At 43.0% G+C, this 26,306-nt stretch carries 27 protein-coding genes; 2 read left to right on the forward strand and 25 right to left on the reverse strand.

Features of this window, described 5'->3' with window-relative positions:
* Nucleotides 1-65 precede the first annotated feature (65 nt).
* The 11 genes from DMB88_RS17110 to DMB88_RS17160 all read right to left on the reverse strand — a co-directional run bounded on the left by DMB88_RS17110 (nt 66) and on the right by DMB88_RS17160 (nt 11,794).
* Nucleotides 66-1,655, reverse strand: coding sequence for a helix-turn-helix domain-containing protein (locus DMB88_RS17110; protein ID WP_128102331.1), 1,590 nt, complete (start codon nt 1,653-1,655; stop codon nt 66-68).
* Nucleotides 1,656-1,802: 147 nt separating this feature from the next.
* Complete coding sequence (locus tag DMB88_RS17115; RefSeq protein ID WP_128102332.1) at nt 1,803-2,813, reverse strand: ABC transporter substrate-binding protein; 1,011 nt, start codon at nt 2,811-2,813, stop codon at nt 1,803-1,805.
* A gap of 285 nt (nt 2,814-3,098) precedes the next feature.
* Nucleotides 3,099-6,452, reverse strand: coding sequence for a tetratricopeptide repeat protein (locus tag DMB88_RS17120; protein ID WP_128102333.1), 3,354 nt, complete (start codon nt 6,450-6,452; stop codon nt 3,099-3,101).
* Between the two features lie 192 nt (nt 6,453-6,644).
* The gene (locus tag DMB88_RS17125; RefSeq protein WP_128102334.1) at nt 6,645-7,472 is read right to left on the reverse strand and encodes an SPL family radical SAM protein; all 828 of its coding nucleotides are present in this window, start codon (nt 7,470-7,472) and stop codon (nt 6,645-6,647) included.
* 7 nt (nt 7,473-7,479) lie between these two features.
* Entirely contained in the window at nt 7,480-7,989 is a 510-nt protein-coding gene (locus DMB88_RS17130) for a macro domain-containing protein (protein WP_254438231.1), read from the reverse strand.
* Nucleotides 7,986-8,393 (reverse strand): macro domain-containing protein, encoded by a 408-nt coding sequence (locus tag DMB88_RS17135; RefSeq protein ID WP_128102336.1) that lies wholly within the window; start codon nt 8,391-8,393, stop codon nt 7,986-7,988. The genes DMB88_RS17130 and DMB88_RS17135 overlap by 4 nt, the downstream gene beginning before the upstream one ends.
* Nucleotides 8,394-9,248 (reverse strand): SIR2 family NAD-dependent protein deacylase, encoded by an 855-nt coding sequence (locus DMB88_RS17140; RefSeq protein WP_128102337.1) that lies wholly within the window; start codon nt 9,246-9,248, stop codon nt 8,394-8,396.
* 54 nt (nt 9,249-9,302) lie between these two features.
* Nucleotides 9,303-9,719 carry a MarR family winged helix-turn-helix transcriptional regulator gene (locus DMB88_RS17145; RefSeq protein WP_128102338.1) on the reverse strand — a complete coding sequence of 139 codons (417 nt, stop codon included), beginning with the start codon at nt 9,717-9,719 and terminating at the stop codon, nt 9,303-9,305.
* Nucleotides 9,720-10,092: 373 nt separating this feature from the next.
* Nucleotides 10,093-10,659 (reverse strand): TetR/AcrR family transcriptional regulator, encoded by a 567-nt coding sequence (locus tag DMB88_RS17150; protein WP_128102339.1) that lies wholly within the window; start codon nt 10,657-10,659, stop codon nt 10,093-10,095.
* Nucleotides 10,660-10,752: 93 nt separating this feature from the next.
* On the reverse strand, nt 10,753-11,361 hold the full coding sequence (locus DMB88_RS17155) for a GNAT family N-acetyltransferase (protein ID WP_128102340.1): 609 nt from the start codon (nt 11,359-11,361) through the stop codon (nt 10,753-10,755).
* A gap of 82 nt (nt 11,362-11,443) precedes the next feature.
* The gene (locus DMB88_RS17160) at nt 11,444-11,794 is read right to left on the reverse strand and encodes an Asp23/Gls24 family envelope stress response protein (protein ID WP_128102341.1); all 351 of its coding nucleotides are present in this window, start codon (nt 11,792-11,794) and stop codon (nt 11,444-11,446) included.
* Between the two features lie 223 nt (nt 11,795-12,017).
* On the opposite strand from DMB88_RS17160, the gene DMB88_RS17165 reads away from it, so the two are divergent.
* Nucleotides 12,018-12,377 (forward strand): 2'-5' RNA ligase family protein, encoded by a 360-nt coding sequence (locus DMB88_RS17165; RefSeq protein ID WP_254438232.1) that lies wholly within the window; start codon nt 12,018-12,020, stop codon nt 12,375-12,377.
* Between the two features lie 288 nt (nt 12,378-12,665).
* Here the strand turns inward: DMB88_RS17165 and DMB88_RS17170 are convergent, their stop codons facing one another.
* The 10 genes from DMB88_RS17170 to DMB88_RS17215 form a co-directional block, all read right to left on the reverse strand.
* A complete protein-coding gene (locus DMB88_RS17170) occupies nt 12,666-13,559 on the reverse strand; it encodes an alpha/beta hydrolase (RefSeq protein ID WP_128102342.1) in 894 nt (297 codons plus the stop codon).
* A gap of 33 nt (nt 13,560-13,592) precedes the next feature.
* Nucleotides 13,593-14,180, reverse strand: a complete 588-nt coding sequence (locus DMB88_RS17175; protein WP_217363751.1) for a sugar O-acetyltransferase — start codon at nt 14,178-14,180, stop codon at nt 13,593-13,595.
* A 265-nt stretch (nt 14,181-14,445) separates the two neighbouring features.
* Nucleotides 14,446-15,426, reverse strand: coding sequence for an aldo/keto reductase (locus DMB88_RS17180; RefSeq protein ID WP_128102343.1), 981 nt, complete (start codon nt 15,424-15,426; stop codon nt 14,446-14,448).
* Nucleotides 15,427-15,722: 296 nt separating this feature from the next.
* Nucleotides 15,723-16,142, reverse strand: a complete 420-nt coding sequence (locus tag DMB88_RS17185) for an organic hydroperoxide resistance protein (protein ID WP_128102344.1) — start codon at nt 16,140-16,142, stop codon at nt 15,723-15,725.
* A 267-nt stretch (nt 16,143-16,409) separates the two neighbouring features.
* Complete coding sequence (locus tag DMB88_RS17190) at nt 16,410-16,814, reverse strand: DUF2752 domain-containing protein (protein WP_254438233.1); 405 nt, start codon at nt 16,812-16,814, stop codon at nt 16,410-16,412.
* Nucleotides 16,789-17,145, reverse strand: a complete 357-nt coding sequence (locus DMB88_RS17195; RefSeq protein ID WP_128102345.1) for a DUF4234 domain-containing protein — start codon at nt 17,143-17,145, stop codon at nt 16,789-16,791. The genes DMB88_RS17190 and DMB88_RS17195 overlap by 26 nt, the downstream gene beginning before the upstream one ends.
* Before the next feature lie 350 nt (nt 17,146-17,495).
* Nucleotides 17,496-18,422, reverse strand: a complete 927-nt coding sequence (locus tag DMB88_RS17200; protein ID WP_128102346.1) for a cation diffusion facilitator family transporter — start codon at nt 18,420-18,422, stop codon at nt 17,496-17,498.
* Between the two features lie 322 nt (nt 18,423-18,744).
* Entirely contained in the window at nt 18,745-19,785 is a 1,041-nt protein-coding gene (locus tag DMB88_RS17205; protein ID WP_174715298.1) for an NADH:flavin oxidoreductase, read from the reverse strand.
* Nucleotides 19,786-19,848: 63 nt separating this feature from the next.
* The gene (locus DMB88_RS17210) at nt 19,849-20,424 is read right to left on the reverse strand and encodes a TetR/AcrR family transcriptional regulator (RefSeq protein ID WP_128102347.1); all 576 of its coding nucleotides are present in this window, start codon (nt 20,422-20,424) and stop codon (nt 19,849-19,851) included.
* Between the two features lie 46 nt (nt 20,425-20,470).
* Nucleotides 20,471-21,103: a pentapeptide repeat-containing protein gene (locus DMB88_RS17215; RefSeq protein ID WP_353056276.1), complete on the reverse strand. Its 633-nt coding sequence runs from the start codon at nt 21,101-21,103 to the stop codon at nt 20,471-20,473.
* Between the two features lie 218 nt (nt 21,104-21,321).
* On the opposite strand from DMB88_RS17215, the gene DMB88_RS17220 reads away from it, so the two are divergent.
* A complete protein-coding gene (locus tag DMB88_RS17220) occupies nt 21,322-22,245 on the forward strand; it encodes an AraC family transcriptional regulator (RefSeq protein WP_128102348.1) in 924 nt (307 codons plus the stop codon).
* 188 nt (nt 22,246-22,433) lie between these two features.
* On the opposite strand, the gene DMB88_RS17225 is transcribed toward DMB88_RS17220, so the two are convergent.
* From DMB88_RS17225 to DMB88_RS17240, 4 genes are all read right to left on the reverse strand, one after another.
* On the reverse strand, nt 22,434-24,152 hold the full coding sequence (locus tag DMB88_RS17225; RefSeq protein ID WP_128102349.1) for an ABC transporter ATP-binding protein: 1,719 nt from the start codon (nt 24,150-24,152) through the stop codon (nt 22,434-22,436).
* A gap of 40 nt (nt 24,153-24,192) precedes the next feature.
* Complete coding sequence (locus DMB88_RS17230; protein ID WP_128102350.1) at nt 24,193-24,741, reverse strand: GNAT family N-acetyltransferase; 549 nt, start codon at nt 24,739-24,741, stop codon at nt 24,193-24,195.
* 81 nt (nt 24,742-24,822) lie between these two features.
* Nucleotides 24,823-25,110: a hypothetical protein gene (locus DMB88_RS17235; RefSeq protein ID WP_128102351.1), complete on the reverse strand. Its 288-nt coding sequence runs from the start codon at nt 25,108-25,110 to the stop codon at nt 24,823-24,825.
* A 36-nt stretch (nt 25,111-25,146) separates the two neighbouring features.
* A complete protein-coding gene (locus DMB88_RS17240) occupies nt 25,147-26,280 on the reverse strand; it encodes an NAD(P)/FAD-dependent oxidoreductase (protein ID WP_128102352.1) in 1,134 nt (377 codons plus the stop codon).
* Nucleotides 26,281-26,306: the final 26 nt, after the last annotated feature.

The raw sequence follows: 26,306 nt of genomic DNA on the forward strand, positions 1-26,306 counted from the left end.
ACGGTTGCTTTGTACAAAATGGAGAAAGTCCTTCCAGTCAGCTATAAATATAAGCAAAAGCAGTATTAAGCTAATGATCGCAGGATATCATCGATTTTTTTACCATTAGAAATAATTCCGTTGTTCATCCAGGTCAGAAAATCCACCTCATAAACGCGGTTGTTTCGTACAGCTGGCAGATCAAGCCACTCAGGCTGCTTGAGCAGATCCCTCTCTTGTCCTTCTGCTTGGCTATGCCACTTATCAAAAGTAATGAATAGATGATCCGCTTTTAACCTATGTAAGTCATCTAGAGAGAGATTGAACATTCCCGCTCTATTGGCTTTTGAGGCAACGCCTACTGCAGCGTGGGAGCGCAATCCAACATCGCCATAGAGAACAGTTGAAACAAACCCTTGCCCTTCTTCGGTATATTGGATGATGTGGTCAGCCGAAATACGCAAAAAAGTGACCGTCTCACTTTTCATCATCTGACTGAGGGAGTGGCTAGCAATCCGTGCCTTGGAATCATACTTGGCAATCGCATCATCGGCTAGCTCCGTTCGACCAAAATAATCAGCGACGGTACGCAGCAGTGTCCGCCAATTATTAGTCTGCTCACGTAGAATGCACGTATTGGATATGCGTCGGCACTGCGAATATTGCTGTTGCTCATACCGATCCATAAGCAATATCAGATCCGGATTATAACTAGAAAGCGCGTCAAAGTTACCGCCATTCTCGTCAAATGTTGGAATATGGTTTAAACCTAGATAGTCTTGTTTGCCCCATTTCGCATGCCAATACTGGGCGATAGGCTGTATATCCAGAGCAACGATAAAATCCTCCAAATACGGCGCGACTACTCTAAGCTGTCCCTTACGGCTTCGACGATATTGTCCGGGTGATATGCCTACCGTCTGCTTGAAGCGACGATTGAAATAATATTCATTGTTAAACCCTGCATTCAGCGCAATATCGAGCAGCTTGTCATCGGCACTTGCGAGCCACTTCTTGGCTTGATTAATGCGCACTTCATTTAAGTACTGGAGAGGTACTTGACCCGTAGCCTCTTTGAACAGACGGGTATATTTCCAGCGATCAACGCCTGCGAGAGATGCCAGTTCCTCTACAGTGAGAAGTTCACGGTAATACTGATGAATATGCTCTATACTAAGCTCTATCCCTTGTCGTTCGATATCCATTCCATCATCTTCGGATGCAGGTGCATTTTGACGGAACAGAAAGAGCAGCAGCTCTTGAAACCTTACAAATCGTTGAAACAACTCGAGTTCCTCGCTCGCCTCGCGGAGTCCATATAACTCATCAAGCAGTTCTATCATTTTAGCAAAAGGTGAACAGACGAGCTCATATTTATCCGGCATCAAGCTCGAAGCTATCGTACTACCGTTTGTTGCGAAGCACACTCGGTAATGACTGCAGCTCATAATTTCCTGATCAACCGATAAAGATCTTCCCGGCCTCTGTAAATAGCATTTCCCCTGTCCCGATCCGCTCGTTAAAATAATCAGTTCATAGTCTTCCTTATCGTTTCGATCCCTGTCGTCCCAATCATTCACTTCTGCTTGCTCACCCGCAACATTGAAGCGAATCGATTGCAGCACGTATTGGACTGCTCGCGCCGTCCCAGCTTGATTGCGCTGTTCAATATCCATCGTTTCAATCAACCGCCTTTTAATTGATATTCATTCTCAATGAATATAGTGTAAAATAAAACGAGCCGCCTATCAACCTTCGTTGAAAAGCGACTCGTTCTTTATTCAGACGGATGGTTCCCCGCCCATGCATTTAATCACTCATGTTTACTTCTGAGAAGTCAGCAAGCGAAGTAATTCATCCATCTTCAAACCATTCGCTGTAATAGCCCCCGTCTGCCAATACGATCTCTCTACTGGATATACATGGCCATTCTTAAATGCAGGAACATTCTTCCACAATGGATCTGTCTTCATTTCCTCAAGCGCTTTTGTGTTGCTCTCTTCCTCCCATGTTCCGTTGGATGGCAGGATAATAATATGATCTGCGTCAAGCTCTGGAACGACCTCCTTCGACAGCACGATATTGCCCTCCGTCATTGCCTCAGCGAAACCTGGTGCCTTCAGCCCTAAATCCTCATACAAGAGTTGTCCAACAAACGTGTTATGAATACCGAAAATATTAATGGATTTGTCTACCACGTTCATTCGTAAAACGACAACCTTTTCATCGCCGATCGCTGCGTTCAGTTTCGCCTTCACATCAACAATTCGTGCGTCGTAATCGGCAAGAACTTCCTCCGCCTTGTCACTCAGACCAAGCAATTCCGCGATTAAGGTCAATGTTTTGCGTGAATCTGGAAGTACGTCGTCTGGTATGCGGAACGTCGGCGCAACCTTGGAATACAACTCATACTGTGCTGCATCAACCTCTCCAGCAGCGATGATTAAGTCAGGCTCGGATACAAGCAAAGCTTCGATGTTACCAGTCACATCGAACAATGGTACGTCCAGCTTCAAATAATCCTGCTTGCCCCACATTGGGTTGTAATATTGAACAATAGGCGTTACTCCAAGCGCAACCAAGTAATCTTCACGATACAGCGCTGAGATTCGCTTCGGATGGGTTGGAATCTCTACTTCCCCGAAGCCATCGTTTACGACACGTGTTTCCGCCTGAGACGTTGTCTCACTTGACGCTCCCGTTGTTTGTACCGGCTGATCAGTTGTCACTGGAGCCACAGCTTGCTCGCCCGCCGAGCCGCAACCCGTCACCGTAATCATTGCTGCCGCTATAAGCGACATCCATCCTGCTTTCATAACTCCCCATTTTCCCATGATCTGATCCACTCCTAGATGTTTTATGTTTGTAGCAAAATAATTCGTTTATGTATAATGATAATCATTATCATTTTGCTTTAATCGATTTTACTCCATATTAGATTGCATGCTCAATATACATTCTCTACAATTGGCTTTATACAAACTCGTCACTTTTTCCTACGAAGAAATAATTAATCCATCGCTGACCCTCGATCATTATTCAAATCATCTGACTATAAGCTCGACAAAGGCAGCCGATCACGATGATTGGCTGCCTCTCCTACCTTGAACATTAAAGACTCAGCATAATTCCAGGTGAATTCTCGCTCCCTGGTGGTTAGGCTCCAACTGTATCGCTTCATTAAATCGTTTTTTGGCCTCTTCTTTTTTACCAAGACCCAGTAATCCAAGACCCAGCATGAACAGGCAGTGGGTTTGATTACGCTTGTTCAGATCATCTTCGAATACTAGAAAATCAGGTAACGATACGGCAAAGTAATCAATTTTAACATCATCGAACAGATGTCTTTCTGCATAATCAATCAGCTTGTTGAAACGACGCTTTGCTTCTTTTGAATTGTTCAGTTGATCCCACGCTAGCCCTTGATAGAATATCATCTCTGGCGGCTGATCATTATAATACATCGCACTAGCAGGTTCTTCTAACCCCTCTGAGGCAAGTTTCCAATGAACAATGGCCTCTTCTTGTTGTCCAAGTCCCTGATAAGCAAGACCCAGTTCATAATGTACATTGTTTTCTTGCGCGCCTTCCAGTTTACCTTCACCCAGATTCTCAGGATAATGGAACGCCCGTTGTAGAAGCGAAACAGCCTCGTGATACGATTTACGTTTGTTCTCCTGCTTGGCAAGCTCAACTAGCGCAAGTGTATATTGTCCTGTCGTTTTCCCTTCTCCCCCTTCCCAAGGATGGAAACGTCGACCCAACAACAATGACAAGGCTTCATTATGTTCGCCTAGAGTATTCAGCAAAGTAATATATTCGAGATACAGGTCGTCACGATGTTCGACAAGATGCATATGTTTCTGAAGTTTCGTTAACCGTTCTTGTGCAGAAACACCAATCTTTTTATATAACTGGTCAAGCTCATAAAAAACGCGGGCATCTTCTTGATTACATTCAAAAGCCTGGTTAAGCGATTTCAATGAAACTTCTGCATCACTTTGTTTATTGTAATAAGCCAAGGCAAGATTGCGGTGTGCTGTTGCGAATGTAATGTTTAGACTGATAGAGATTTCCCAATGCTTAATGGCATCTTCAGCTCGTTTTTTATCATAATAAAGGTTGGCTAGATAATAATGCGCTTTACTATCTGATGGATTTTGATTAACGGTATGCAACAATACAATCAGATCGAACAGGCTATTCGGGAAACAATAATCCGGTGCAGCGTTTTCTCCAAGGTTACGTTCTTGCCCTGCTTTATCGCTCTGTCCCAACTTGTCATAGACATAAGCTAATGTGTAATGAACCATCGGATATGTCGATTCACCCTGTAACGAACGTATTTCTTCTAACACATGAGCTGCTTCCTCGAAAAAGCCACTTCCTGCATAATCCCAAGCCAGATTCAAGAAGTTATGTGCATCATCTCGCATGAACTGGTAGAGTTCAGTTTGTACGACATGAGCCTCCTCACGTTTAGCTTTTGCTTCAAGATTCATGAATTTTTCGTATCTCGCACCGAAATCGGCGATGTCCATCGTTAACGTTTCTTCGGCAAAGGCAATGGCCTCTTCGTGACGACCTAATTTGCGAAGCAGCGCCGTTTTCACCAATCTTGATTTGTAGTTTCTAGCATTACGAACCAGTGAACGTTCTACCAGATCCAGCGCTTCCAGATATGCTCCCCGCTCGGATGCAATCTGGCTTAATGCATAGTAACCACTGTCCTGATAAGCAGAAGACCACACTGCCTTATAAAATGCTTTGAAGGCTTCTTCATTCCGTTCTTGAAGTCGAAGCGTTAAGCCAAGTTGGTAGTAAGCTTCACTATCGTATGGATTCGGGTTGCGCCAGGTCAATGATTGGATAGCCGTACGGAAATGGGTTTCCGCCTTTTCCAGTTCTCCTCTTCGAAGCAACAGCGTACCGTAAGCGACATTCAGACGAATGTCAGTACGATCTCTTCTTAATCCTTCCTGATAGTAGTCTTCCGGTTCGAAGGTAGCATGTCGGTATTGCTCCAAATGAAGTCCAGCAAGATACAATTGTTCTGTGCTTTTCAGCTCTTCTGGAAGAGGCAGCGGCTTCGCAGCATCTGGAATCTGTTCAATGGATGGCTTGGCTGGTCTATAGCTAATGAGTAAGTTCTTTTCAGAATCCCTCACCGTTAAAGTTAAGTCATGCGGTTGATCTCCTTCATCCAACGTAATCACCGATTTATAAGTCGACGTTGGAGAAAGGGTTACACTATCCGTTACATACGTACGCTTATGCCCTTTTAATTCGACTGTTGCGCCTTCAAATACAGATGTTGCATAGGCCATGACTGTCGCAACTCGCAGCGCTTCATCCACTTCCAAATTTACTGCAGCATCGATTGATGCATTCTTAACAACTCCGATATTTTTGTAAGGCATGAAATACTGGGTAAATGACTTTTCTTCATACGGCTGGAGCCATGTAAAATCAGGTTGGTTGTCGGTGAATACACCCGTCATCAACTCAATGTACGGTCCATCTTCATCCGTTAAGCTTCGATCCCAAGCTTGACCGAATTCGCCATTCCCCCATGTCCATTGCTTCTTACCTGGAGAAACATGATGATTGGCTACATGGAGCAATCCTGCCTGGACGCTATGGTCATAACCCCCCACAAAATTATAGTCAGACTTGTACGCCATGTATGAAGTGGGAACCGGTATATTTTTGTATCTAGAGATATCGACACCCTCAGAATAATCCATTTTGTAATACGTACCTGTAGCAATAGGGAATTTCGACACATCTCGTTTGCCGTGATCAAATACTGCTGTCACATCTGGAGGAAATACCGTTTGTGTATGATCATTCACCGCAACGGCAGGGTTCGCCCACCATAAGAACGTTTGCGGTTCAGACGTACGATTGTACATCTGTGCAGTAATTTCGATATAAGCTTTGCCTGGATGCAATGTGAAACCTGTCGTCACTTTAGTACCGTACATTCGATCGATCTCACTAACCCACACGGTAGCGCTACCATCTTGGTTCTCCGTAACCGTGTGCTGTACAGCCCCAAATGTATTAGGTCGATGATGCTGCGGCCAGTTAAACTCAATGCCTCCTGAAATCCATGGCCCAGCAAGTCCAACAAGTGCCGGTTTAATGACACGGTTATAATAAACGAAATCATAATTGTTTGTTTTATCTAATGCACGGTAGATTCGACCGCCAATTTCCGGCATGATTTCGATTCGAACATATTCATTTTCGAGAACAGCCATTGAATAGGTTTGAGATACTTTTTCATCCAGGATCTTATCAATAACCGGAAGTGGATATACTCGTCCAGAGCTCCCCTGGTATACTCGCTTCTCCAGGAACATGGGATTCTTGTCAGGTTTACCCGTTCCGTAGGTAGGGATTTCAACTTTTTCCTCCCAAACCCGAACCTGATTAGATACAGCCGATGATGAATCATTGGTATTCATAGCCTGATCCTCCTTTGTAATTATAGATTTAATTTAACGATTCACTCGCCTTTATACAATTAACGAAAGTCGGTAGTTGATGGACTATATTCTTTTATCATAAGGAGCATACAAAAAGGCCAACCAGTAGTTACTGGCTGACCTGATATTTTCATAAGCCACTATATAGCGCCTACATCTATAATGATTTTTTTAGCCTAAGAAGGCTTCTTCCTTGGAAACACGAACCATCTCTTCAGGGAAAAATGTTTTGAAATACTTTTCCACACTCCGGTGTATGTTGGGACGATACCATTTCTCCAGATCATGTTCCTTAAAAAGTTCAGGCATGCCAAGCGACTTGGATCGTCTACCGCTTGCACCATCGCCAATGTTCAACGTATCAATCCAGATATGATCCACGATACCTAGCAGCTTCTTAGGGAAATCTGGAGTGAACGGTAACACGGGCGAAATCGAAGCTTGCGTAGGTATCCCTGCCTGATGCATCTCCTGTAGAGCCTTCATTCGTAATCCAATTCCGGGTGCATAAGGCGCAAATATTTGTTTTACATTCTCTCGATCAGTCTCCACGGTCATCGAAACGATCACATTACTTCGCTGAGTTAGATCCTTAATCAGATCAATATCACGCGTAACCAAGGGACTGCGCGTTTGGATCTGAAGATGATCCGGGGGATAATCCAACATAGCTTCCAGTACACCGCGTGTGACCTGGGCTTTGCGTTCAATTGGTTGATAAGGATCTGTCGCTGAAGACATAAATAAATGGATTGGTTTGTTCTTGGAACGAAGCTTTTTCCATTCTTTTGCATAGTTTTCAGCGGCGTTTATTTTAACATCTACCCATTCTCCCCAAGGAATATCCTTAAACCTCTGAATCGGCATTTCCCGAACGTAACAATATTGACATGAGAAAGCACAACCACTATATGGATTAAGTGAATGCGTGAATCCCACGTTTAAGTAGCCTTTGGCTTCCGTCAATATCTGTTTAGCTAAGATTTCCGTGGTTTTCACGTGTCTGTTACCCCCTTGTCATGGCTTGAAAAACCCGCATGTACTGTTCATAATCTTCCTGACTAAACACGTTAAAAATAATCTGTTCAAAGTGATGATCAGGATGAGCATCTAACCACTGCTGTACAGTTCTAACAGCTATATTCGAAGCTTCCACCTTAGGAAATCCAAATACACCTGTAGAAATGGAGCAAAACGCTACTGTTCTAATATCATCTACTTCATGCGCAAGCTCCAGACAGGACATATAACAGGAAGCAAGCTCCTCCTGTTGATGTTTAGTCAGTTGTGTTCCGTGCGGAACAATAGGACCCACTGTATGTAGAACATACGTCGCAGGCAAATGATACGCACGTGTAATTTTGGCTCCTCCCGTCGCTTCAGTCTCATTCTGAATAGACATGATTACATTGCAGTCTTCTCGTAGCAGTGGCCCTGCGGCGGAATGAATAGCATTATCGATACAAGCATGTAACGGTTGAAAGCAGCCCAGCATATATTCATTCGCTGCATTCACGATAGCGTCTGCTTGGAGCTGCGTAATGTCTCCTTGCCACACAACGAGTTGATCCGCATGTTCGATGGGGCGTCAGGAAACAGATGTGATATCGGCTTCAGCTCATCGCTTCGAACAACAACTTTTTCTTCTAACTCCTTTTGCAAAAGGGAATCGATCCCTCTCTGGAATGCAACTGGAATCGGCGCTGGTTTTCTTAAATTCATGAGGCCTCTGAACAGTTCCCTCTTGTCTGCATACAACGATGGAATAGACACATGCTGAAATTTATCAAATTCCTCAAGAAGTTGTGTTAATAACGTATCGACAAGTTCCTCTTTTGACATTTCTATTGGAGGATAGGGTATATATGTGGTTTTTAACTGAATTTTATCTGCATATGCACTCTGGGGTAATTGGTTCATCTAGGTATTCCCTCTTTCTATATCTCGGAATACCTGACTCATATCCTCTGTAAAAGCAATGGTTTTATGTTGATTCTCTGCAATACCTGCTGGCTCATCTCTGTTAAGACGAATTAGTGTGGCACGCTCATTATGGTACGTCATTCGTTCAAACGGATAGCGGATAATGCCAGGTGTATTGAATCCAACACCAAGTTCCATGTAGACTACGTTCAAGTTCTCAGAAGTTTGCAAAAAGCTACGATACAATCTCTCGGACATTTGCCATTGCTCATCCTGAACAAAGTATTCGTTAATCCGCAGGTTTACATCCATAGCTCCCCCACAGACAGGACAGTTGGGAACAAGAGATGTTGGTATTTTGCAATCGACCGTCTGCGCTACCATTTTCTTCACAAGCTCTTCATTATCATACAGTGTATCATGGCATCCTTTCTCACATTGCAGATAACCATAGTTTCCTTGAATCTCAAATACGGCATCGGAAGCAAACCCTGCTTTCTCGAATTGGCTCTCCACGTTGGTCGAAATTACAAAATGCTGCTTCTCCTTCACCAAATCATACAAATCCAGATAGAGTTGCGTTGTGCCTGTGTCGTATCGATTCAATTGGATATGTCTCGCCCAATAAGCCCACTTGTCTTCCTGTGTCTCAAAAGGATAAAAGCCTGAGCTATACAGATCCGTGAATCCATATTTTTCAATAAAATCACCGAAGTAATCTGTAAACCGCTTCCCAGTAAAAGTGATACCTGCAGCAGCCGATAACCCCGCTCCTCCTCCTAGCAAAATATAATCCGCCTCTTGAATAGCAGTTTTAGCCTGGTCTATCCGTTGTTGATAATTCGCATTCATTACAGCTTCTCCCTTTATCATGTCATGTCTAATATAGCGAAATAATTCATTCGATTAAAATTCGATCTTCTGAAGTAAACTCATTACCGTTTTCTTTTCATCTAAAGAGAACTTCTCATAGATCTTGTCAATAAGATGATGGGATATCTCCTCAAACTCTTCCCGCAGATCATGCCCTTTCGCTGTGAGAGATAAACGATAGATCCGCGTATCCTTCAGATCCTTCTCTTTGTGAATGTACCCTCTTTTCACAAGTTTATCGACCAGAACCGTTACAGTTGACTTGTCGCGATCAATCAGCTTGGACAGCTCTTGCATCGTAAGATTATCCTGCTGATACAAACGAAACAGAATATCCCCATGAGACGGTGCAATATCATTAATACTCCTTTTCCTTAATTCACTTTCAATAAAACGATTGCCATGACGATGTATACGACCAACCAGCGACAGAATAACATTTTCATTCATTTCTCCATTTTAGTTTTATATAAAACTATAGTCAAGAAGGAGTATATGATACACACTCAACTAATCGTTGATTTATTTAACTCATAGAGGTTGTTCAAAAAGTCCGCTTTTGATTACGAAGGATGCGCGAGTGGCATCTCAGCGTCGAATATGGGATTCAGCCGAAATGTCCGTTGCTCACGTAGTTTTGCCTACGCTCCGCTACTCCATTTCTATCTTCATCCCCTCTTCTTGGTACTGAAAACCGCTCTTTTTGAACACGCACTTATAACGACAAATAGCCTCTGATTGATGATTACACATCTTCAGAGGTTATTTTGCTGACAATCAGTGACGTATTGTGCTTCTATGCAGCTACGAATGAAGGCTTGCTTCATCGAGCCCTAAAACCATTATAGAACGTATCAACCACGAGTGCTGCAGCCGATTTTCTAGCGATATGTCCATCAATCACTTGCTGCCATGTGAGAAAAAGAATTGAATATAATACATCAATGATCCAATTACGATTCACATCCTGACGGAAGTATCCTCTTTGTTGCAGCATACTAACCGCTTCTAACACAGGCTCTCTCAGCTTTTGATCAGCACCTTCAATATCCGGATTATAGTTAACGGAGGAATCATGTCCCAGGAAATAAATCTTATCTCCAAGTGGAATGAGGGCTTCAATTAAATTCGGGAAATAATCCTCGCAGGTCTCTTCGGTCAACGGGAACTCCCGAATTTTCTCACTTACAACTTCAATGGCACGGAAACCCAGATGAATCATGAGCTGTTCCCTGCTCTCCACATACCGATGCAACGTTGCAATGCCAATGCCCGCCGCGTCAGCGATATCATTCATGGAAGCATTGGGCTTCTCAATAAGTAGCTTGGTTGCTTCATCAAGTATGGAGTTTAGCCGAGTTTGTTTCATAGATGACAATTCTTTTTTCATTTTCGTACACCTCAGGGAAATATGCTTTTTATTGTGTTCACATCTCATTGTCAAGTATACCATAATCTAGGGATACCATCCTTGAGCTATGCATTATTTCAGCTTTTTCACCATTCTGTATAGGGAGACCGAGGGTTTATTTACTTCTGATGTGACTTCATAGCCGAGTCTGGTATATAGTTTGGCCGCAAGATGATTTTCTTTTTTCACAGTGAGTGAACATAGGTTGAAACCTTGCTTGATCGCTTGTGCTTCAGCATGATGAATAAGCTGTGAACCAATTCCCATCCCTCTGCTCTCGGGCATAGCGGCAAGTGTTGCAATATGGAACTCGCCTGCGAATCCTTCCTTTAATGTAATCGTAGATAATAACGCCCTTGGATGTAACAAACTATAACCAATCAGAGCTAGTTTTCGATGTGAAAATAGTTGTTTTACCGTAGAGCTGACCAGCTTATCCAGAACCGTAATCGGTAAACAGGTAATCATTCCGAGTGTTGAATCACCCATCTTCGCTTCATAGGCGTATTCATGACTGAATCGATTATTTTTAGATTTCCATAACTTACGGAAGGTAGCATCAACGATGCTCTGGCTGCTAGACCCCGCTATGGTGTGGGCAAGATCTCCTACAGCCATTAAGTTGAGTTTAGCTCCTGCAAGTGAGTGAGGATTGGCTTGTACGATGGAAATGTTGGTCATTAGAATCACTCCTATTCACAAATATAAAAAGAAAATTATCTTGTTGCTTAGCCGCTCGTGCTGCTATGTTGCTGTTCGCCGTTTATTGGGTAGCAAGATCTATGCCTTCAATTTTGATATGAACTGTACTAATCGGTAATCCTGTGAAATTCTCTACGGCTACTCTTACATTCTCCTGCAGATCTCTGCACACTTCCTGCATACGAAGCCCATATCGCACAATCACACTTAATTCAATATCTAACCCTGTATCTTGTTCTCGTAGTTCGATGCCGTTATATATTCGGTTGCCAGTCAATTTTTGTGCAAGTGACTCCACAATCCCGGTAGACAATGAGCCAACACCCTCGGTCATACTGATCGTCTTGCTAATAATTTTGGATACGACCTCATTAGAAAAGGTTGTTTTACCCAGTGCGTTTTGTATCAACATCGTCTTCATCCCCTTTTTTGATCTTTCGAAGCTTTTGTATTAAGAGGTGATGCTTGATATTCATCTATAAACATTTGATAGTTATTACTATCATTTGATTATATCATATTTCAACCGTGTATAAGAAGTCAACTAACCTTTTTGAATTAAAGAAGGGATATTAGGTACGGTAAGGTGGTATGATTGCATCATCCTAATATAATTTTAGAAAGATGGTGCCTACGTGCAGTATTTTATCGGTATCGTTCCTCCAGTCGAATACAAGAATCAGATCACTTCATTTCGTAATCGTTGGAAGCATCATCAGCTTAACGAAGTTGCTGAGCCTCACATCACAGTGAAGGCTCAAGGTGGACTTACAGAGGATCTAACCTGGCTCGAAAAAGTAAAAATAGTATGCTCGACCACACAACGTTTTCAGCTAACTCTTACAGAGCCATCGACATTCGGTAATGAGGTTGTTTTTCTTGGTGTGCGATCCAAAGAAATATATGATTTTCACCAATTACTCGTAGACACCATAGCCCTTCACCAGAGCTTATCAAACGATATTTCGAAATGGATGCTTTCCATCCTCATTTAACGTTAGGCCAGACCCATTGGGGAATGGAAGAATCCGAAATTGAAGAGATGCGGCTCACATCAACACATGTGTTAGCCCCTTTCCCAACTTTCACTGTTACGCGCATTCGAGTGTACCAAGAAGTTGAGCCTAACCAATACGTTTCATTTGAGGACATCCCACTCGCTCGTTGACCGCAATATCGAAGGACGTGACTAACTTAGTTAATATGTTCAATTACTTAGATAAAACAAAACAGACGCGAAATTGACTTCACGTCTGTTAACTTTGATCCGATATGGTAATGGCCTATTCTGGGTCGATACTTGAAAATGCATCTTTCAGCTTATCGCACATTAGATACCAAGCATCTTCTGCGATAGCTATATCTCCATGATGTGTGAAACCATGTGGCACGTCTTCATATTGCTTGAAATGAACCTTCACACCTTGCTGTTTAAGTTGATCTGCATAGTCTCTTGCTTCGGCAGCAAGTGAATCCTTGCTCGCAGTAATAATTAGAGCCTCCGGCAGACCCTCAAGAGACTCGGCGAACACAGGTGAAGCTAAAGGGTTTTGAGCATCGGCTGGATTTTCCAAATACATTGCGTTAAACATCCGAGCCGCTTCCGCTGGAATCGCTTCGGGGAAGCTGGGCTTCAGTGCAGGATCAGTATGCAGATCAAGTGGCGGATAGTCCAGTATCTGCAATACAAATGGCAGTTGATGCCCTCGCTGCTTGTTCAACAAACACACAGCCGCTGCTAGGTTACCTCCTGCACTATGTCCGCCAATGGCTAGCTTCCTTGCATGGATTCCGAAGTCTTCTGGATGCTCATGCACCCACATCGCTACGTCATAACATTCATGAACAGCCGTTGGAAACTTGTGCTCTGGAGCCAAACGGTAATCGATGTTGATCACTACACAACGTGCTTCTTGCGCAATCAGTGGGCACCATGGATCATCCCCATCAGCGTTACCCGCAATAAAACCACCACCATGCATGTTTATAAACACAGGTAATGGCTCGCCTGATTCAGGCGTAGGAGTATAAATCAAGACACGAGTATCACCAACAGAGGTAGGAATGAATACTTCTTGACGTTGTACAGAGAAACTGGAGCTTGGTTTCAGCGCTGAATCAGCGCCAACGGGATTCTCACGTATTTGAGTTATCATTTCTTGCTGTTCTTCATTCATTGTCTTCACTCCATTCAATATTCATGGGGTTAACTACTCTGAATCAGTCTGCACTTCGATTTCCTTAATAATCCGAGCGGGATTGCCACCAACCACGACATTATCTGGAACATCCTTCGTCACAACCGAACCTGAGGCGATAACGACATTATGACCCACGTTCACGCCAGGATTGATAATCGCTCTACCTCCAATCCAGACATTGTTACCGATGGTAACTGGCTTACCATACTCCGGTCCAGCTGCACGTTGAATAGGATCCAGTGGGTGTGCAGCCGTATAGATATGTACATCAGGTCCCATTAGGCAATGATCTCCGATTCGCACTTCACAGACATCGAGAATCGTACAGTTAAAATTGGTGTAGAAGTGGTTGCCAACATGGATGTTATAGCCATAATCAAAATGGATACTAGGCTCCATATATAGATAATCACCCGTTGACCCCAACATTTCTTTTAACATCTTAACACGAATCTCTCCATCAGACTCTGTCGTCTGATTGTACAACCGCGTCATTCTACGGATCTGCTCTCTTTCTTGACTCAGTTCAGGGTCAGCAGCATTGTATAACTCACCATCCAGCATCTTCTGTTTTTCTGTCTTAATGATCGATTCCATCGTTATAATAACTCCTTTAATTTTAACAAATTTTATATTTATAATACTTTTTAAATGTATTTTAATTATAGGCTGAATATGGAATAAATCAAGTCTTCCATTATATTTGGAATCATCTTCATTAATCGCAACAATTGACAGCTGTTATGCTAAAGACCTAGTGTAATCAGTTTCCCCTTTCAATTATCAGTAACATGGAACAGCAAAAGGCCGCCAATTCGGCGACCTTTCGTGTAATATCATATTGGGATTGTCCAGTTAAAAGTTACACAGCACCTACAACGGCATGTGGTACATATGGTTCTTCCAGGAATGAAATTTCTTCAGACGTCAACTTCACTGACAATGCACCAATGGCATTATCCAGATGCGAGATTTTTGTGGCACCGATAATTGGAGCCGCCACCGGTTGTTTCTGTAGTAACCAAGCAAGCGCAATTTGAGCCCGAGGTACTTCATATCTGTCAGCAAGTTCTGCAACACGTTCCACAATCACACGATCTGTTTCAATGGTTGCGTCATATTTGGATTTCTGGATGTGATCTGTCTCGGATCGCTCGGTTGTTGTCTCTGGATCTCTAGTCAGTCTACCTGATGCCAGCGGGCTGTAAGGAATAACACCGATCTTCTCCTCCCTACATAAAGGAAGCATCTCTCTTTCTTCTTCGCGATATAGAAGATTGAGATGATTCTGCATGGAAACGAACCGAGTCCAGCCGTGCACTTCGGCCACATGCAATGCTTTCAAGAACTGCCATGAATACATTGCAGAAGCGCCAATATATCTCACTTTTCCAGCCTTCACCACATCATGAAGCGCCTCCATCGTTTCTTCAATGGGTGTATCATAGTCCCAGCGATGAATCTGGTACAAGTCAACGTAATCCGTGCCCAACCGTTTAAGACTTTTATCAAGTTCACTAATAATCGCTTTACGTGACAGCCCTCCACCGTTAGGACCTTGATGCATACGTCCATGGACTTTCGTAGCGATGACGATCTCATCCCGATTGGCATAATCTTTGAGCGCTCGTCCAAGAATCTCTTCGCTTGCCCCAATAGAATATACATTGGCCGTGTCAAAAAAGTTAATACCCATCTCGACTGCCTTCTGAATGATTGGCCGACTATTTGCTTCATCAAGCACCCATGAATGTATCCATTTGTTCGCATCCCCAAATCCCATACAACCAAGACACAGTCTCGAAACATCCAGTCCCGTATTCCCAAGTTTTACGTATTCCATGTAATCATTCACTCCTTCAGTTGGATGTATAACTCGTCATGTCTTTATTATGTACCAAAAGAGAGCCAGAACGTTATCTCATTTATATCAAATGATTGCCTAATCCTCCTATGAGGATTAATTACAATACAAAACACCTTCAAGAGGGTTCCCTTATCTTACGACAAGGATTCATTCTCCTGAAGGTGTTATGTGTTCTCACGCTATAGTCAAAGGTTAGTACCTTGGTTCAGGTATAACTCTTGTATCGTATTTTTGACAATGGTATTACTCTCAATCACCAGACTTCCTAAGGCTTAGTCCAGGTTTACAGTTACATTCACATTGCCTCTGATGGCTTTGGAATATGGACAGTAGTCATGGGCAAGTTTTACGAATTTTTGTGCCTGCTCCTCATCCAATCCGTCAATTCTCACTTCAAGCTCAACTTCCAGCTTAACACCGTTATCTGAAGGATCGGTCTGAAGCATTACCGTTGCAGTTACAGTGCTTTTTTCAATGCTTACATTGTGTTTCTTCAGTTGATATTCAAGCGCCGAATTGAAGCATGCGCTATAACCAGCCGCAAACAATTGCTCAGGATTCGTAGCTGTAGTCACTTTGCCTCCAAGCTCAGGTGGTGCAGCCACATCAAGCATAAACACAGTATCTGGAGATTGAACGACACCTTGACGTCCACCGGTATTAATCACTGAAGTTTCATATAAAGTTTTCATTGTATAAGCTCCTCTGCAAATGTTTTTTATTATTCGTTATTTTTTTGCTTACAATTGAATTGTACACAATTTAATTGATGTTGTAAAGCTTTTATTTTTCTTAATATTTCGGATCGTATTCTATATCAATTTAAATGTTCTGTGCTATAAGCTTCTCAGGGGCAAATAAAAACAAGGCAACCAACCCGTGGCTACCTTGTTCTGTAAACGTTATTTAGATAAGTGATGATACACATAAACGGTTGTTTGCTCGTTTATTGGTTTCATCTATATGAGACTGGTTGGCTCCATCCAACTGAATAAAGGGATATTACGAAGAATACCAAATGAGATGGTTAGACCTAACATGCTGTACAATAGCACATTTTTCGTGTTAACCCAGTCCTTCTTCACAGCCACCATATACACAAGATATAGCGGAGCTAATATAAAAATTAACATATTGTATCGAAAAGCGTCGTGAATATCTAATCGTAACATAGCCCCAAGTGAACGAGTAATTCCACACCCTGGGCAGTAAAGCCCCGTAACCTCATGGAATACACATGGAATGCCAATTCCCGTAAGAGGTAGCCATACCTTTAAATACAGATATCCGGCTCCACCAATCCCTATCGTCCCAAGCACCTTTTTGCAAACAGAAGAATTAGTAATGATGAGGCGCATGCGCATATTTGTTGATCTCAGATTGAGCCAAAGCATAAGTAATAATGCCCATACCAAAAAGCATCAGAACCAGGTACAGAACCGATTGATCCTGACTGTATTGTCTCCGTTGGTAATGAACTACTTCTAAATGTTTACCTAATTGATATGACCATATGTAACTCCAGATTCCACAAGTCACGAGTGTCAATAACAGATGTTTAACCCCGGTGAAATCTCGATCTCCACTAAGTTTGCTCACATCTTCTGTAATCGTATAGAACCAATAGATCCCATATAACCCGCACGTTATAATCGAAAATACAATGGATAAAGCTATACTTCTATTCGTAATCACTCTATTAATCCTCCCCATGCAGTGTAATGAATAATATACTTAATTTTATTCTCCACATGGTGGACTATGATTGGCACACGTAAAGATGAACACAATTACACCTCCTCATTCGGGAATAACTCTCTGGTTAATTCATACTTTGAATCTACAACCCATAGGAATCATTATGGATATATTCCAGTATATTCATATTGAATCTAGCTGTACACTACTTGTCGAAAAAACTGTGAATACCGTATCCGTTCTTAACCGCTCAATGAAAAAAAGCCGCCATATGGCGACTTCGTAACTACATTTTAAAAGATGATTATCTTTTATATTCAATGCTGCTTAAGTGAAGCGCATCCTCACTAACCATTTGCTTCTTTTGAATAATGATATTCCGTATTATCTTTGCCAGAGTCCTCTACTCCCGGTTCGACATGAACATGAACGGTGTACACATCGTATTCTCTGAACATTTCATCTTCTACATTTGTTGAAATGTCGTGCGCTGTCTGAATATCCATGTCTGCTCGAACAACGATAACCACATCCACCACCGCGTTGTTTCCATAATTACGTGCTCTCAGATCTCTAACTTCGTCTACTCCGTCTACATTCGAGATCGTATCTCGATACGCAATAATCAAGGATTCGTCAAATCCATCTGTCAGATGATGTGTTGCTTCACGGAAGATTCCCCATGCCGTTTTGCAGATGAGTAGACCTACAAGGACAGCTGTCAAAGGATCAAGCCATGGCAAGCCAAATTGAGAACCCACAATACCGATCACCGTTCCAACACTGACCCAAGCATCTGAGATATTATCCTTCGCCGCTGCCATAACAGCCTGACTCTTGATTTTGAGCGCTAGTCTCTTATTGTATCTGTAAACAAAATACATCACCGCAGCACATACGATGCCTGTCCAAGCTGCAATGAGATCAGGAGATTCGCTTTTCCCTTCGAATATGGAGGATGCTGCTTCGTACAACACCTGCAGACCAACGACCATCATAATAAATGAAGCCACGAGTGAAGCTACGGTTTCAGCTTTCCAATGTCCGTACGTATGGTCATTATCTGCTGGCCGCTGAGCCAGTCTCAATCCGACCAGTACGGCTATAGAGGCAACAATATCTGTGGCATTATTTAAACCGTCGGCTTTTAGAGCCTCAGAGTTAGATGTATATCCAATAATCATCTTAATTGCAGTTAAACATATGTAAGCAATAATACTGATGATTGCGCCCTTTTCTCCCAATTTTAAGTTGTCATACTTTACCTGATCCATCTTTTTTGAAACCTCCTGTTTCCGCATCTTCTCGTTCGCTGTATGATCTTATCACTCGCATATTGTGTGGGTCTAGAGAAACGTTTTGAATCAAGCGAAACTTAATCTGACTGCCGAAAAATTGTGATAGAGGTCAAAATAAATTGGACGAGGTCAACTTTTGATGAATCGTTGATACTGAATATTGAACTTCTTTCGTAAAAATAAAAACAGCAGTGGTAACCACGTCTGTGGTCGGCCACTGCTTGATAAGCATATCTTTTGGTACAAAAGATAGTGATTAGATCAGTAAATCAGTAAATTATAATTACAAAAATTCTAATTAAGACAGCTCAGTCAACGCTTCTCTTGTGAAGGGGATCAGATCATCTATACGGCCTTCTTGAATTTTCTTAGCCCATGCAGGATCGACCAGAAGCGCACGACCAATAGCTACCAAGTCGAACTCATTGTTCTGAAGGCGTTGAACCAAACCGTCGATACCGACGTTGCCAGCTCCCTTACCTTCTGTGAACAAACTTGTGAAATCTCCGTCAAGACCAATCGATCCCACGGTAATGGTTGGTTTACCAGTGAGCTTTTTGGTCCATCCAGCAAAATTCAGCTCAGAACCTTCGAATTCCGGCTCCCAGAAACGACGTGTAGAGCAGTGGAAAATATCAACACCCGCTTGAACTAACGGTGCCAGAAGTTGTTCCAGCAATGCAGGTGTCTCAGCAAGTTTCGCTTGATAATCATCTGACTTCCACTGGGATAAACGAAGCACGATCGGGAATTCTGGTCCTACAGCTTCGCGGCAAGCCTCAATGACTTCAACCGCAAAACGCGTGCGGGACATCATATCTCCACCGTATCGGTCTGTGCGTGAATTGGTTTTCTCATATAGGAATTGATCAATCAGATAACCATGTGCTCCATGAAGCTCGATGCCATCAAATCCAAGTCGTTTCGCTTCAGTAGCAGCTTGTGCGAATTCACGTACAATTGTAGCAATATCAGCTTCCGAATAGTCATTCACATGACCTTTCGCTCCCATATGCCAGATCTGAGGAATAATTCGACCACCCGCTTCGTGTACCTCAGATACAACCTGAGCCCAACCTTTCAAAGCATCTTCACCATAGAAGTGAGGTATATTCGCCTGATTGGATGCGTCCGGATGATTAATAATTGTTCCTTCGGTCACGATAAGACCTACTGCATTCTCAGCTCTGCGGCGGTAATACCCTGCAACGTTCTCACCTGGAATCCCGTCCGGGGAAAACTGACGAGTCATCGGAGCCATTACAATTCGATTAGACAACTTCAACGATCCAAGCTCGATAGGTTGAAACAACGCTTCTACGGTTTGAGAATTATTCATGATTACCTCCACACATTCGTTTTTTTATTTTGACTACACAGTCAAGAATGAAGCAAAAAAAGATCAAGAAACGATCATGCCAAATGACGTACGCAGAACCGTCTCGATCTCTTCACGGGATGAACCCGATTTGCCCATAACCCTTGCACCGGCTATGGTGTTGTTAAGATAAGCAGCAAGCTCACTACTGGTGAACCGACTGGATATTAAGTGCTGCTCTTGACCCTTCAGGATGATCTTCTCTAGTACCTCTCGGCTCTCTTCGAACATAAGTTCAATCTGATGGGCAACCTGCTCATCCTCTACTCCAAATTCAAGTGAAGCATTCATCATCAGGCAGCCTTGGCAGCTAGCTTCATGCTCAACTAAAGAATGGCGAATCGCATCTAGCTGGTCAAGAGGAGATGAGTGTGCAGCCTCAATCTCTTTCAACTTGGCAATAGCTTGTTCACGGTACAGCGCCAGCGCCTTCAGGAACAACGAACGCTTGTCACTAAACACACAGTACAAGCTTTGTTTCTTGACGCCTGTCATGCGTGTGAGATCCTCATAAGAGGTTGCTCTGTAGCCTTGACGCCAAAAAACTTCCATAGACTGCTGCAATACCACATCAGCATCAAATTCTCTTGGTCTACTCATGTGTCTAATTTATCAGTTCTTGACTATGCAGTCAATAATATAATAATTACTGAATAATCATACCTAACAAACCAACAAAGGTTGACGCCTGATAAGGCGAGATTACACACCCTTTCAGATTTTCGATGTCTACACCGATTACATCAAAATCACAGGTACTTAGGTTAACACCATTCAACTTGGTACCATGCATTAAGGCTTGATCCATCTTACAACGGCTAAACTGAATTTGCTCAGAGACCAGATAACTAAGATCTGTACTGATGAGCGAACAATCTTCCCATGCAACATGCTTCATGTTGGAAAATCGGAAATTCGCATAATCTATCAGGCTATTGGAGAAGATAACATTTTTCAATCGACTATCTGAGAAATCGGTTCCGATGAGTTTACAATTTTTCCAATGTACACGGTGGATGAAGGCATTCGCGAGATTAACATTAGAGAAATCACAATTTTCAAAAATCACATCTGTAAATTCACAATGCTCTAAACTGGATTCCGATATAATGACGTTTTTGAACCACACCTTCTCAAAGGAAACCTTGGTCGCCTCCTGATTGGCAAGTGTCATATGTTCAAACCGTTTGTGGTCATATTCCGATTTGGATGTCAGAAAGTGAATTGTTTCGTCGTCAAGCAAATGCTCCTGAATGTGGGGAACTTCCATTGTCATCATTACCTCCCTGACTAATGAACTCATACTACTCTTTTCAATACTTTCACCCCACTTTCCTTCTTCGACAAAATAATAACCTGAGCATTCGTATGCTGAACAAAAGGTTAGTAAAGGTATCTTGTTCCTCTTAAATCATTGCCTAATCCTATCAACGCTACTATTACTGTAGTTCATTATCACATATAATAAAGCCTGACCAACGTGTAAGGAGGATTCGAATGTCCGAAAGAAATTTAGAGCAGCAGCATATGGAACTGACCGAGATGATTAAACGTCACACCCTTCTGAAGGGCTCCATTAAAACGATCATCCCTTCGCTTTTCTTCTTTCACTACTCCAAACTTACAGAACCTCAATACAGAGTTTACAACCCTTCGTTCTGTATCATCGCCCAGGGAAAGAAAGAAATTTTGCTCGCACAGGAGAGATTCGAATATGGTCCTTCTAATTACCTTATAGCATCCATGAATCTGCCTGTAGTCGGTCAGGTCATCAAAGCATCACCTGAGATGCCTTACCTCAGTCTCAAATTGGAGTTTACACCGAATCAAATTCTTGAAGTCCTGAACGAATGTGATCTGAAAGTAAAAGCAACAGAAAACGCGAGACGTGCCTTGTTTGTAGGTCAGATGGAAGCCTCCATTCATGATGCCGTTATTCGTCTGGTTCGTCTGCTGGAAACGCCGGAAGAAATCCCGTTCCTTGCTCCGCTATATACGAAAGAGATCTTGTATCGGCTTCTGCGGGGTTCGTATGGGAACGAATTAGCGCAGATTGCCGTTGAAGACAGCAGTACCTATCGGATCAGAGAATCCATTGAATATATAATTCGCCATTGGGAGCAATCCTTTCGAATCGAAGATCTTGCAGAGAAAGCACGGATGAGCGTTTCTTCTTTCCATCGCCACTTCAAAGAAATTACAGCGATGAGCCCAATCCAGTTTCAGAAGCAGATGCGATTACAGGAAGCACGTCGAATCCTGTTAGCTGAATCGGCAGATGCCGCGGATGTAGCCTATCGAGTTGGTTATGAGAGCGCCTCACAGTTTAGTCGCGAATACTCTCGAATGTTTGGTTCACCACCGAGAGCCGATATCAAAAAGCTAAGAGAAAAATACGATCTAATTGGTAACGATGTGTAGGATCAAACTTTAGGCTATATTGGATGATTCTGTATTGGGAGTTATACTCAGCCCATAGTGCATGTCTATAGTTCAAAGTTTTAGACAAGAAAAAAACCGCGCGATATGCGCGGTGTGGTCATTCGATCACATAATCATTTGTTCATTCATTCATACACTATTTATGCTCGTATCATTCTTACTCATGCTTATGAATGGCTATATTGCACTTGGTGTAATCGACTGTAAATGCCTCCGGCTGCAACAAGCTCCTGATGACTCCCTTGCTCAGCAATTCCGTCTGCGTTCACAACGATGATGCGGTCAGCATTTTGTATCGTAGTCAATCGGTGCGCAATAACAAGGGTTGTTCTACCTACGGAGAGCTCAGCTAGAGATTTCTGGATCAACGCTTCCGTTTCCGTATCTAGTGCAGAAGTTGCTTCATCCAGAATAAGAATCGGCGGATTCTTCAAGAACATACGCGCGATCGACAAACGTTGCTTCTGTCCTCCTGACAGCTTGACTCCTCGTTCACCAATGACGGTATCCATGCCATCCGGGAGACTTAGAATGAGCTCTTCCAAGGAAGCACGACGCGCAGCATCCCAGATCTGATCATCCGTTGCAGATAGATCACCGTACGCAATATTTTCCTTAATGGTACCCGAGAAAAGGAATACATCTTGCTGCACAATCCCGATCTGTCTGCGTAACGATTCCAACTTTACCTCTCGAATATCCGTTCCATCCACTGTGATTCGCCCTTCCTGTACCTCATAGAAGCGTGGAAGCAAGCTACAGATGGTTGTTTTCCCTGCTCCGGAAGGACCAACGAATGCAACGGTCTCCCCTGGTTTGACAGTAAGGCTAATATCGTTAAGTATTCGGCGGCTGTCTTCATAACCGAACGATACATGCTCGAAGCGAATATCACCACGCACATCGTTTAGTTCGACCGCATTTTTGGCATCTGCAATCTCGGGTTCCGTGTCAATGATCTCCAGGTAACGCTTGAACCCTGCAATGCCCTTCGGATAACTTTCAATAACAGCATTAATCTTCTCAATTGGACGGAAGAAAATATTCGATAGCAATAAGAATGCCATGAATTCGCCCATATCAATTTTGCCTTCAATGAAGAACCAAGCACCGCACACCATAACAAACACCGTTACCAGTCGCATCAACATATAACTTACTGAAATGCTTTTTGCCATCGTTTTGTAGGCTAACAGCTTGGTCTTACGGAAATTCTCGTTATCTACCGAAAATAGTTTCTTCTCATGCTCTTCATTGGCAAATGATTGTACAACACGAATCCCACCAACGTTATCTTCGATGCGAGCATTAAAATTACCTACATCGCCGAATAGACGTCGATAAGTCTTCGTCATACGTCCACCAAACACAATAATAATCCATCCCATGAACGGGATAATAATAAACGTTAATAGCGCAAGCTCCAGATTAATATATGCCATAAGTGAGAACGAGCCGATTAGCGTCATGATTGCGATAAAAACATCTTCGGGGCCATGGTGAGCAACCTCCCCAATATCATTCAGATCGTTCGTGAGATGACCGATGAGATGACCTGTCTTACGGTTATCGAAGAAACGGAAGGAAAGCTTTTGTAAATGGGCAAACATTTTCGCACGCATATTTGTTTCAATATTAATTCCTAACATATGTCCCCAATAGGTGACAACATAATTCAGAACGGTATTTAGTGCGTAGATAGCAAGCAATGCAATGGAAGCAAGTAAGATCAAGGGCCAATCCTGACCTGGTAGCAGATCATTAATAAATTTGCTCACGGCTAGCGGAAAAGCTAGTTCGAGCAGCCCCGCAACGACCGCACAACCAAAGTCGATCATAAACAGTTTCTTATACGGGCGGTAATATGAGAAAAAACGACGAATCATTCTTAGTCACTCTCCTGTCAACAATTTTATTCCATATATTTCAATCTACAGATAGCTTCAATGTAATGGCATACATAACATGCTCTTTCAACATTCCATGAACTACAATGGACTGAACTCCTGTTTGCCTAAAGCCAGCTTTCTCAAGAACCCTGATCGAGCCTATATTATCTGGTAATGCACCTGCTTCCAGGCACTCAATGCCTAGTTCGTTCAACGAGAAGTCAAATAACTGCTGCAGCGCTTCGCTCATGTAGCCTTGACCGTTATGATGCTGGTCTAGGACATAACCTACAATCCATTTTTTCGCCATATTCAGCTCAATTTCGAACATTGACACCTCTCCAATGAGCTCGTCCGTGGAACGAAGGAAAATGCCAAAGGAATATCTTGTTCCATCCTCCCTTGCCTGCGTCCATTTCTCCAATAAAGATATCTGACCTTCCAATGTATAGAAAGCCTCAGTTCGTTCACTAGCCGTTATCTTTTCAAATATCTCCCGATTTCTTGTCTGTAGATTCAACATATCTCGCGCATCTTGCACATTTAAAAAACGAATGTAGATTCGCTGCTCATCATATCTCTTCATATCCAGTCACCTCTTCGTTGTCAATTCCGTTGTATGTTACAAGAAAAAGTCGCCTGATGGCGACTTTCTCAATCGTAAGATTTAATCACCGAGTAAAGCTAATTCCTCCTCCAGCTCCGCCAGACGTTTACGAATATTTTCAATCACAGTCTGTTGCTGGGCAATCTCATCTATCAGCTGGGTTTCAAGTGTTTCATACGCCTCTCGATCCTGTGATGCTAAGGCACGATGTTGTTCGAGTTGTTGCTTTTTCACCTCTATAACTTCTTCCGCTTCCTTCAAATGCTCTTCCGTCTGGCCGATCTGATACTCCAAATACGTTATATCCGACGAAGCAGCGGCGTGAGTGGATCGCTGTGAATACGTCATAGTACACCTCATTTCACAATATTTGAGAGATTCACATTACGATGAAATAGGCTCCACAGCATGATCGAGGCTATATGGCTCAATGTTGATCTCCAGCTCCATATCCAGTGCTAATTTGGCTAATTGACTGCCGATGAATGGCCCCATCGTTAGTCCTGATGCGCCGAGTCCATTGGCCGCGATAATGCCTGACCATCCGGGTACTTCACCAAGCACGGGGAGGAATCCCGGCGTGAACGGTCTGAAGCCAACACGGACTTCATCAAATGTGCTATCTGCAAGCCCCGGTGCCAGCTCTAGCCCCTTCTGCAAAATTTCCTGCATCCCACCTGGCGTTACCCTTGTGTCGTATCCTTCAATTTCGTTCTCATGTGTCGCTCCAATGACAACTTTCTGTTGGTCAAATGTAAGTAAATATTGATCCGTAGGCGGCATGACAACAGGCCATTTGCCCGCATCATGATGATCCGCAACCTGTAGATGCATAATCTGCGCCTTCTGGAAGCTAACTTTAAATTCCATGCCCAATGGTCTTAATATCGATTGCGCCCATGCGCCTGCACAGACAACGACCGTATCGGCTGTTAAATTTTGTCCGTTCACATGCACGCCGCTTACACGTGTTTCCTCGTACAACAGCGAAGCATCTCCTTCAATAACAACTGCGCCGTGTCTCTGTGCAGATCGTATCAATGCATCACGCAGTGCACGTCCATCAATTCGAGCAGCTCCGCTAATATAAAGAGAATGATAGCCTTGTTCGAGTAGCGGGAAGCTCGCAAGAGTCTCTGCCTCATCCATTCGAATGATATCTCCGATCTCTGGTGCGTCCACCTTTCGCTGCTCTGCCCGTTCTTCCATCTTATGAATTTTCTCTATATCCCGATGGATGCTTAGAGCGCCAACTCTTGAATAGCCCGTTTCCGTTTCCCCTTCACGTTCTAATTCTTCAATTAATCCCGGATAAAAACGCGCGCCGGCTTTGGCAAGCTGATACCAATCTTGATTACGCCGTTGGGATAACCAGGGACAGATTATACCAGCAGCAGCATCCGTTGCTTGCCCAACATCCTTTCGGTCAACGATCTGTACGTCTGCCCCTAATTTGGCCAATTGATAAGCCGTCGCTGCGCCAAGTATACCTGAACCTACTACGATAACTTTCTTCATTATGACATTCCCTTCCTAGATCACTT

Origin of the sequence: Paenibacillus sp. DCT19, from assembly GCF_003268635.1 — a bacterium.
Lineage (GTDB): Bacteria > Bacillota > Bacilli > Paenibacillales > Paenibacillaceae > Paenibacillus.

Coding starts and splice junctions, on each gene's coding strand:
- DMB88_RS17175 (WP_217363751.1), bottom strand. CDS start 14,180: ATGGAATCGATCATTAAGACAGAAAAACAGAAGATGCTGGATGGTGAG.
- DMB88_RS17210 (WP_128102347.1), bottom strand. CDS start 20,424: ATGAGTAGACCAAGAGAATTTGATGCTGATGTGGTATTGCAGCAGTCT.
- DMB88_RS17145 (WP_128102338.1), bottom strand. CDS start 9,719: ATGAATGAAAATGTTATTCTGTCGCTGGTTGGTCGTATACATCGTCAT.
- DMB88_RS17200 (WP_128102346.1), bottom strand. CDS start 18,422: ATGGATCAGGTAAAGTATGACAACTTAAAATTGGGAGAAAAGGGCGCA.
- DMB88_RS17135 (WP_128102336.1), bottom strand. CDS start 8,393: ATGAACCAATTACCCCAGAGTGCATATGCAGATAAAATTCAGTTAAAA.
- DMB88_RS17150 (WP_128102339.1), bottom strand. CDS start 10,659: ATGAAAAAAGAATTGTCATCTATGAAACAAACTCGGCTAAACTCCATA.
- DMB88_RS17225 (WP_128102349.1), bottom strand. CDS start 24,152: ATGATTCGTCGTTTTTTCTCATATTACCGCCCGTATAAGAAACTGTTT.
- DMB88_RS17205 (WP_174715298.1), bottom strand. CDS start 19,785: ATGAATAATTCTCAAACCGTAGAAGCGTTGTTTCAACCTATCGAGCTT.
- DMB88_RS17235 (WP_128102351.1), bottom strand. CDS start 25,110: ATGACGTATTCACAGCGATCCACTCACGCCGCTGCTTCGTCGGATATA.
- DMB88_RS17180 (WP_128102343.1), bottom strand. CDS start 15,426: ATGGAATACGTAAAACTTGGGAATACGGGACTGGATGTTTCGAGACTG.
- DMB88_RS17220 (WP_128102348.1), top strand. CDS start 21,322: ATGTCCGAAAGAAATTTAGAGCAGCAGCATATGGAACTGACCGAGATG.
- DMB88_RS17110 (WP_128102331.1), bottom strand. CDS start 1,655: ATGGATATTGAACAGCGCAATCAAGCTGGGACGGCGCGAGCAGTCCAA.
- DMB88_RS17170 (WP_128102342.1), bottom strand. CDS start 13,559: ATGAATGAAGAACAGCAAGAAATGATAACTCAAATACGTGAGAATCCC.
- DMB88_RS17185 (WP_128102344.1), bottom strand. CDS start 16,142: ATGAAAACTTTATATGAAACTTCAGTGATTAATACCGGTGGACGTCAA.
- DMB88_RS17190 (WP_254438233.1), bottom strand. CDS start 16,814: ATGCGCATGCGCCTCATCATTACTAATTCTTCTGTTTGCAAAAAGGTG.
- DMB88_RS17120 (WP_128102333.1), bottom strand. CDS start 6,452: ATGAATACCAATGATTCATCATCGGCTGTATCTAATCAGGTTCGGGTT.
- DMB88_RS17230 (WP_128102350.1), bottom strand. CDS start 24,741: ATGAAGAGATATGATGAGCAGCGAATCTACATTCGTTTTTTAAATGTG.
- DMB88_RS17240 (WP_128102352.1), bottom strand. CDS start 26,280: ATGAAGAAAGTTATCGTAGTAGGTTCAGGTATACTTGGCGCAGCGACG.
- DMB88_RS17160 (WP_128102341.1), bottom strand. CDS start 11,794: ATGTTGATACAAAACGCACTGGGTAAAACAACCTTTTCTAATGAGGTC.
- DMB88_RS17215 (WP_353056276.1), bottom strand. CDS start 21,103: ATGATGACAATGGAAGTTCCCCACATTCAGGAGCATTTGCTTGACGAC.
- DMB88_RS17155 (WP_128102340.1), bottom strand. CDS start 11,361: ATGACCAACATTTCCATCGTACAAGCCAATCCTCACTCACTTGCAGGA.
- DMB88_RS17115 (WP_128102332.1), bottom strand. CDS start 2,813: ATGGGAAAATGGGGAGTTATGAAAGCAGGATGGATGTCGCTTATAGCG.
- DMB88_RS17140 (WP_128102337.1), bottom strand. CDS start 9,248: ATGAATGCGAATTATCAACAACGGATAGACCAGGCTAAAACTGCTATT.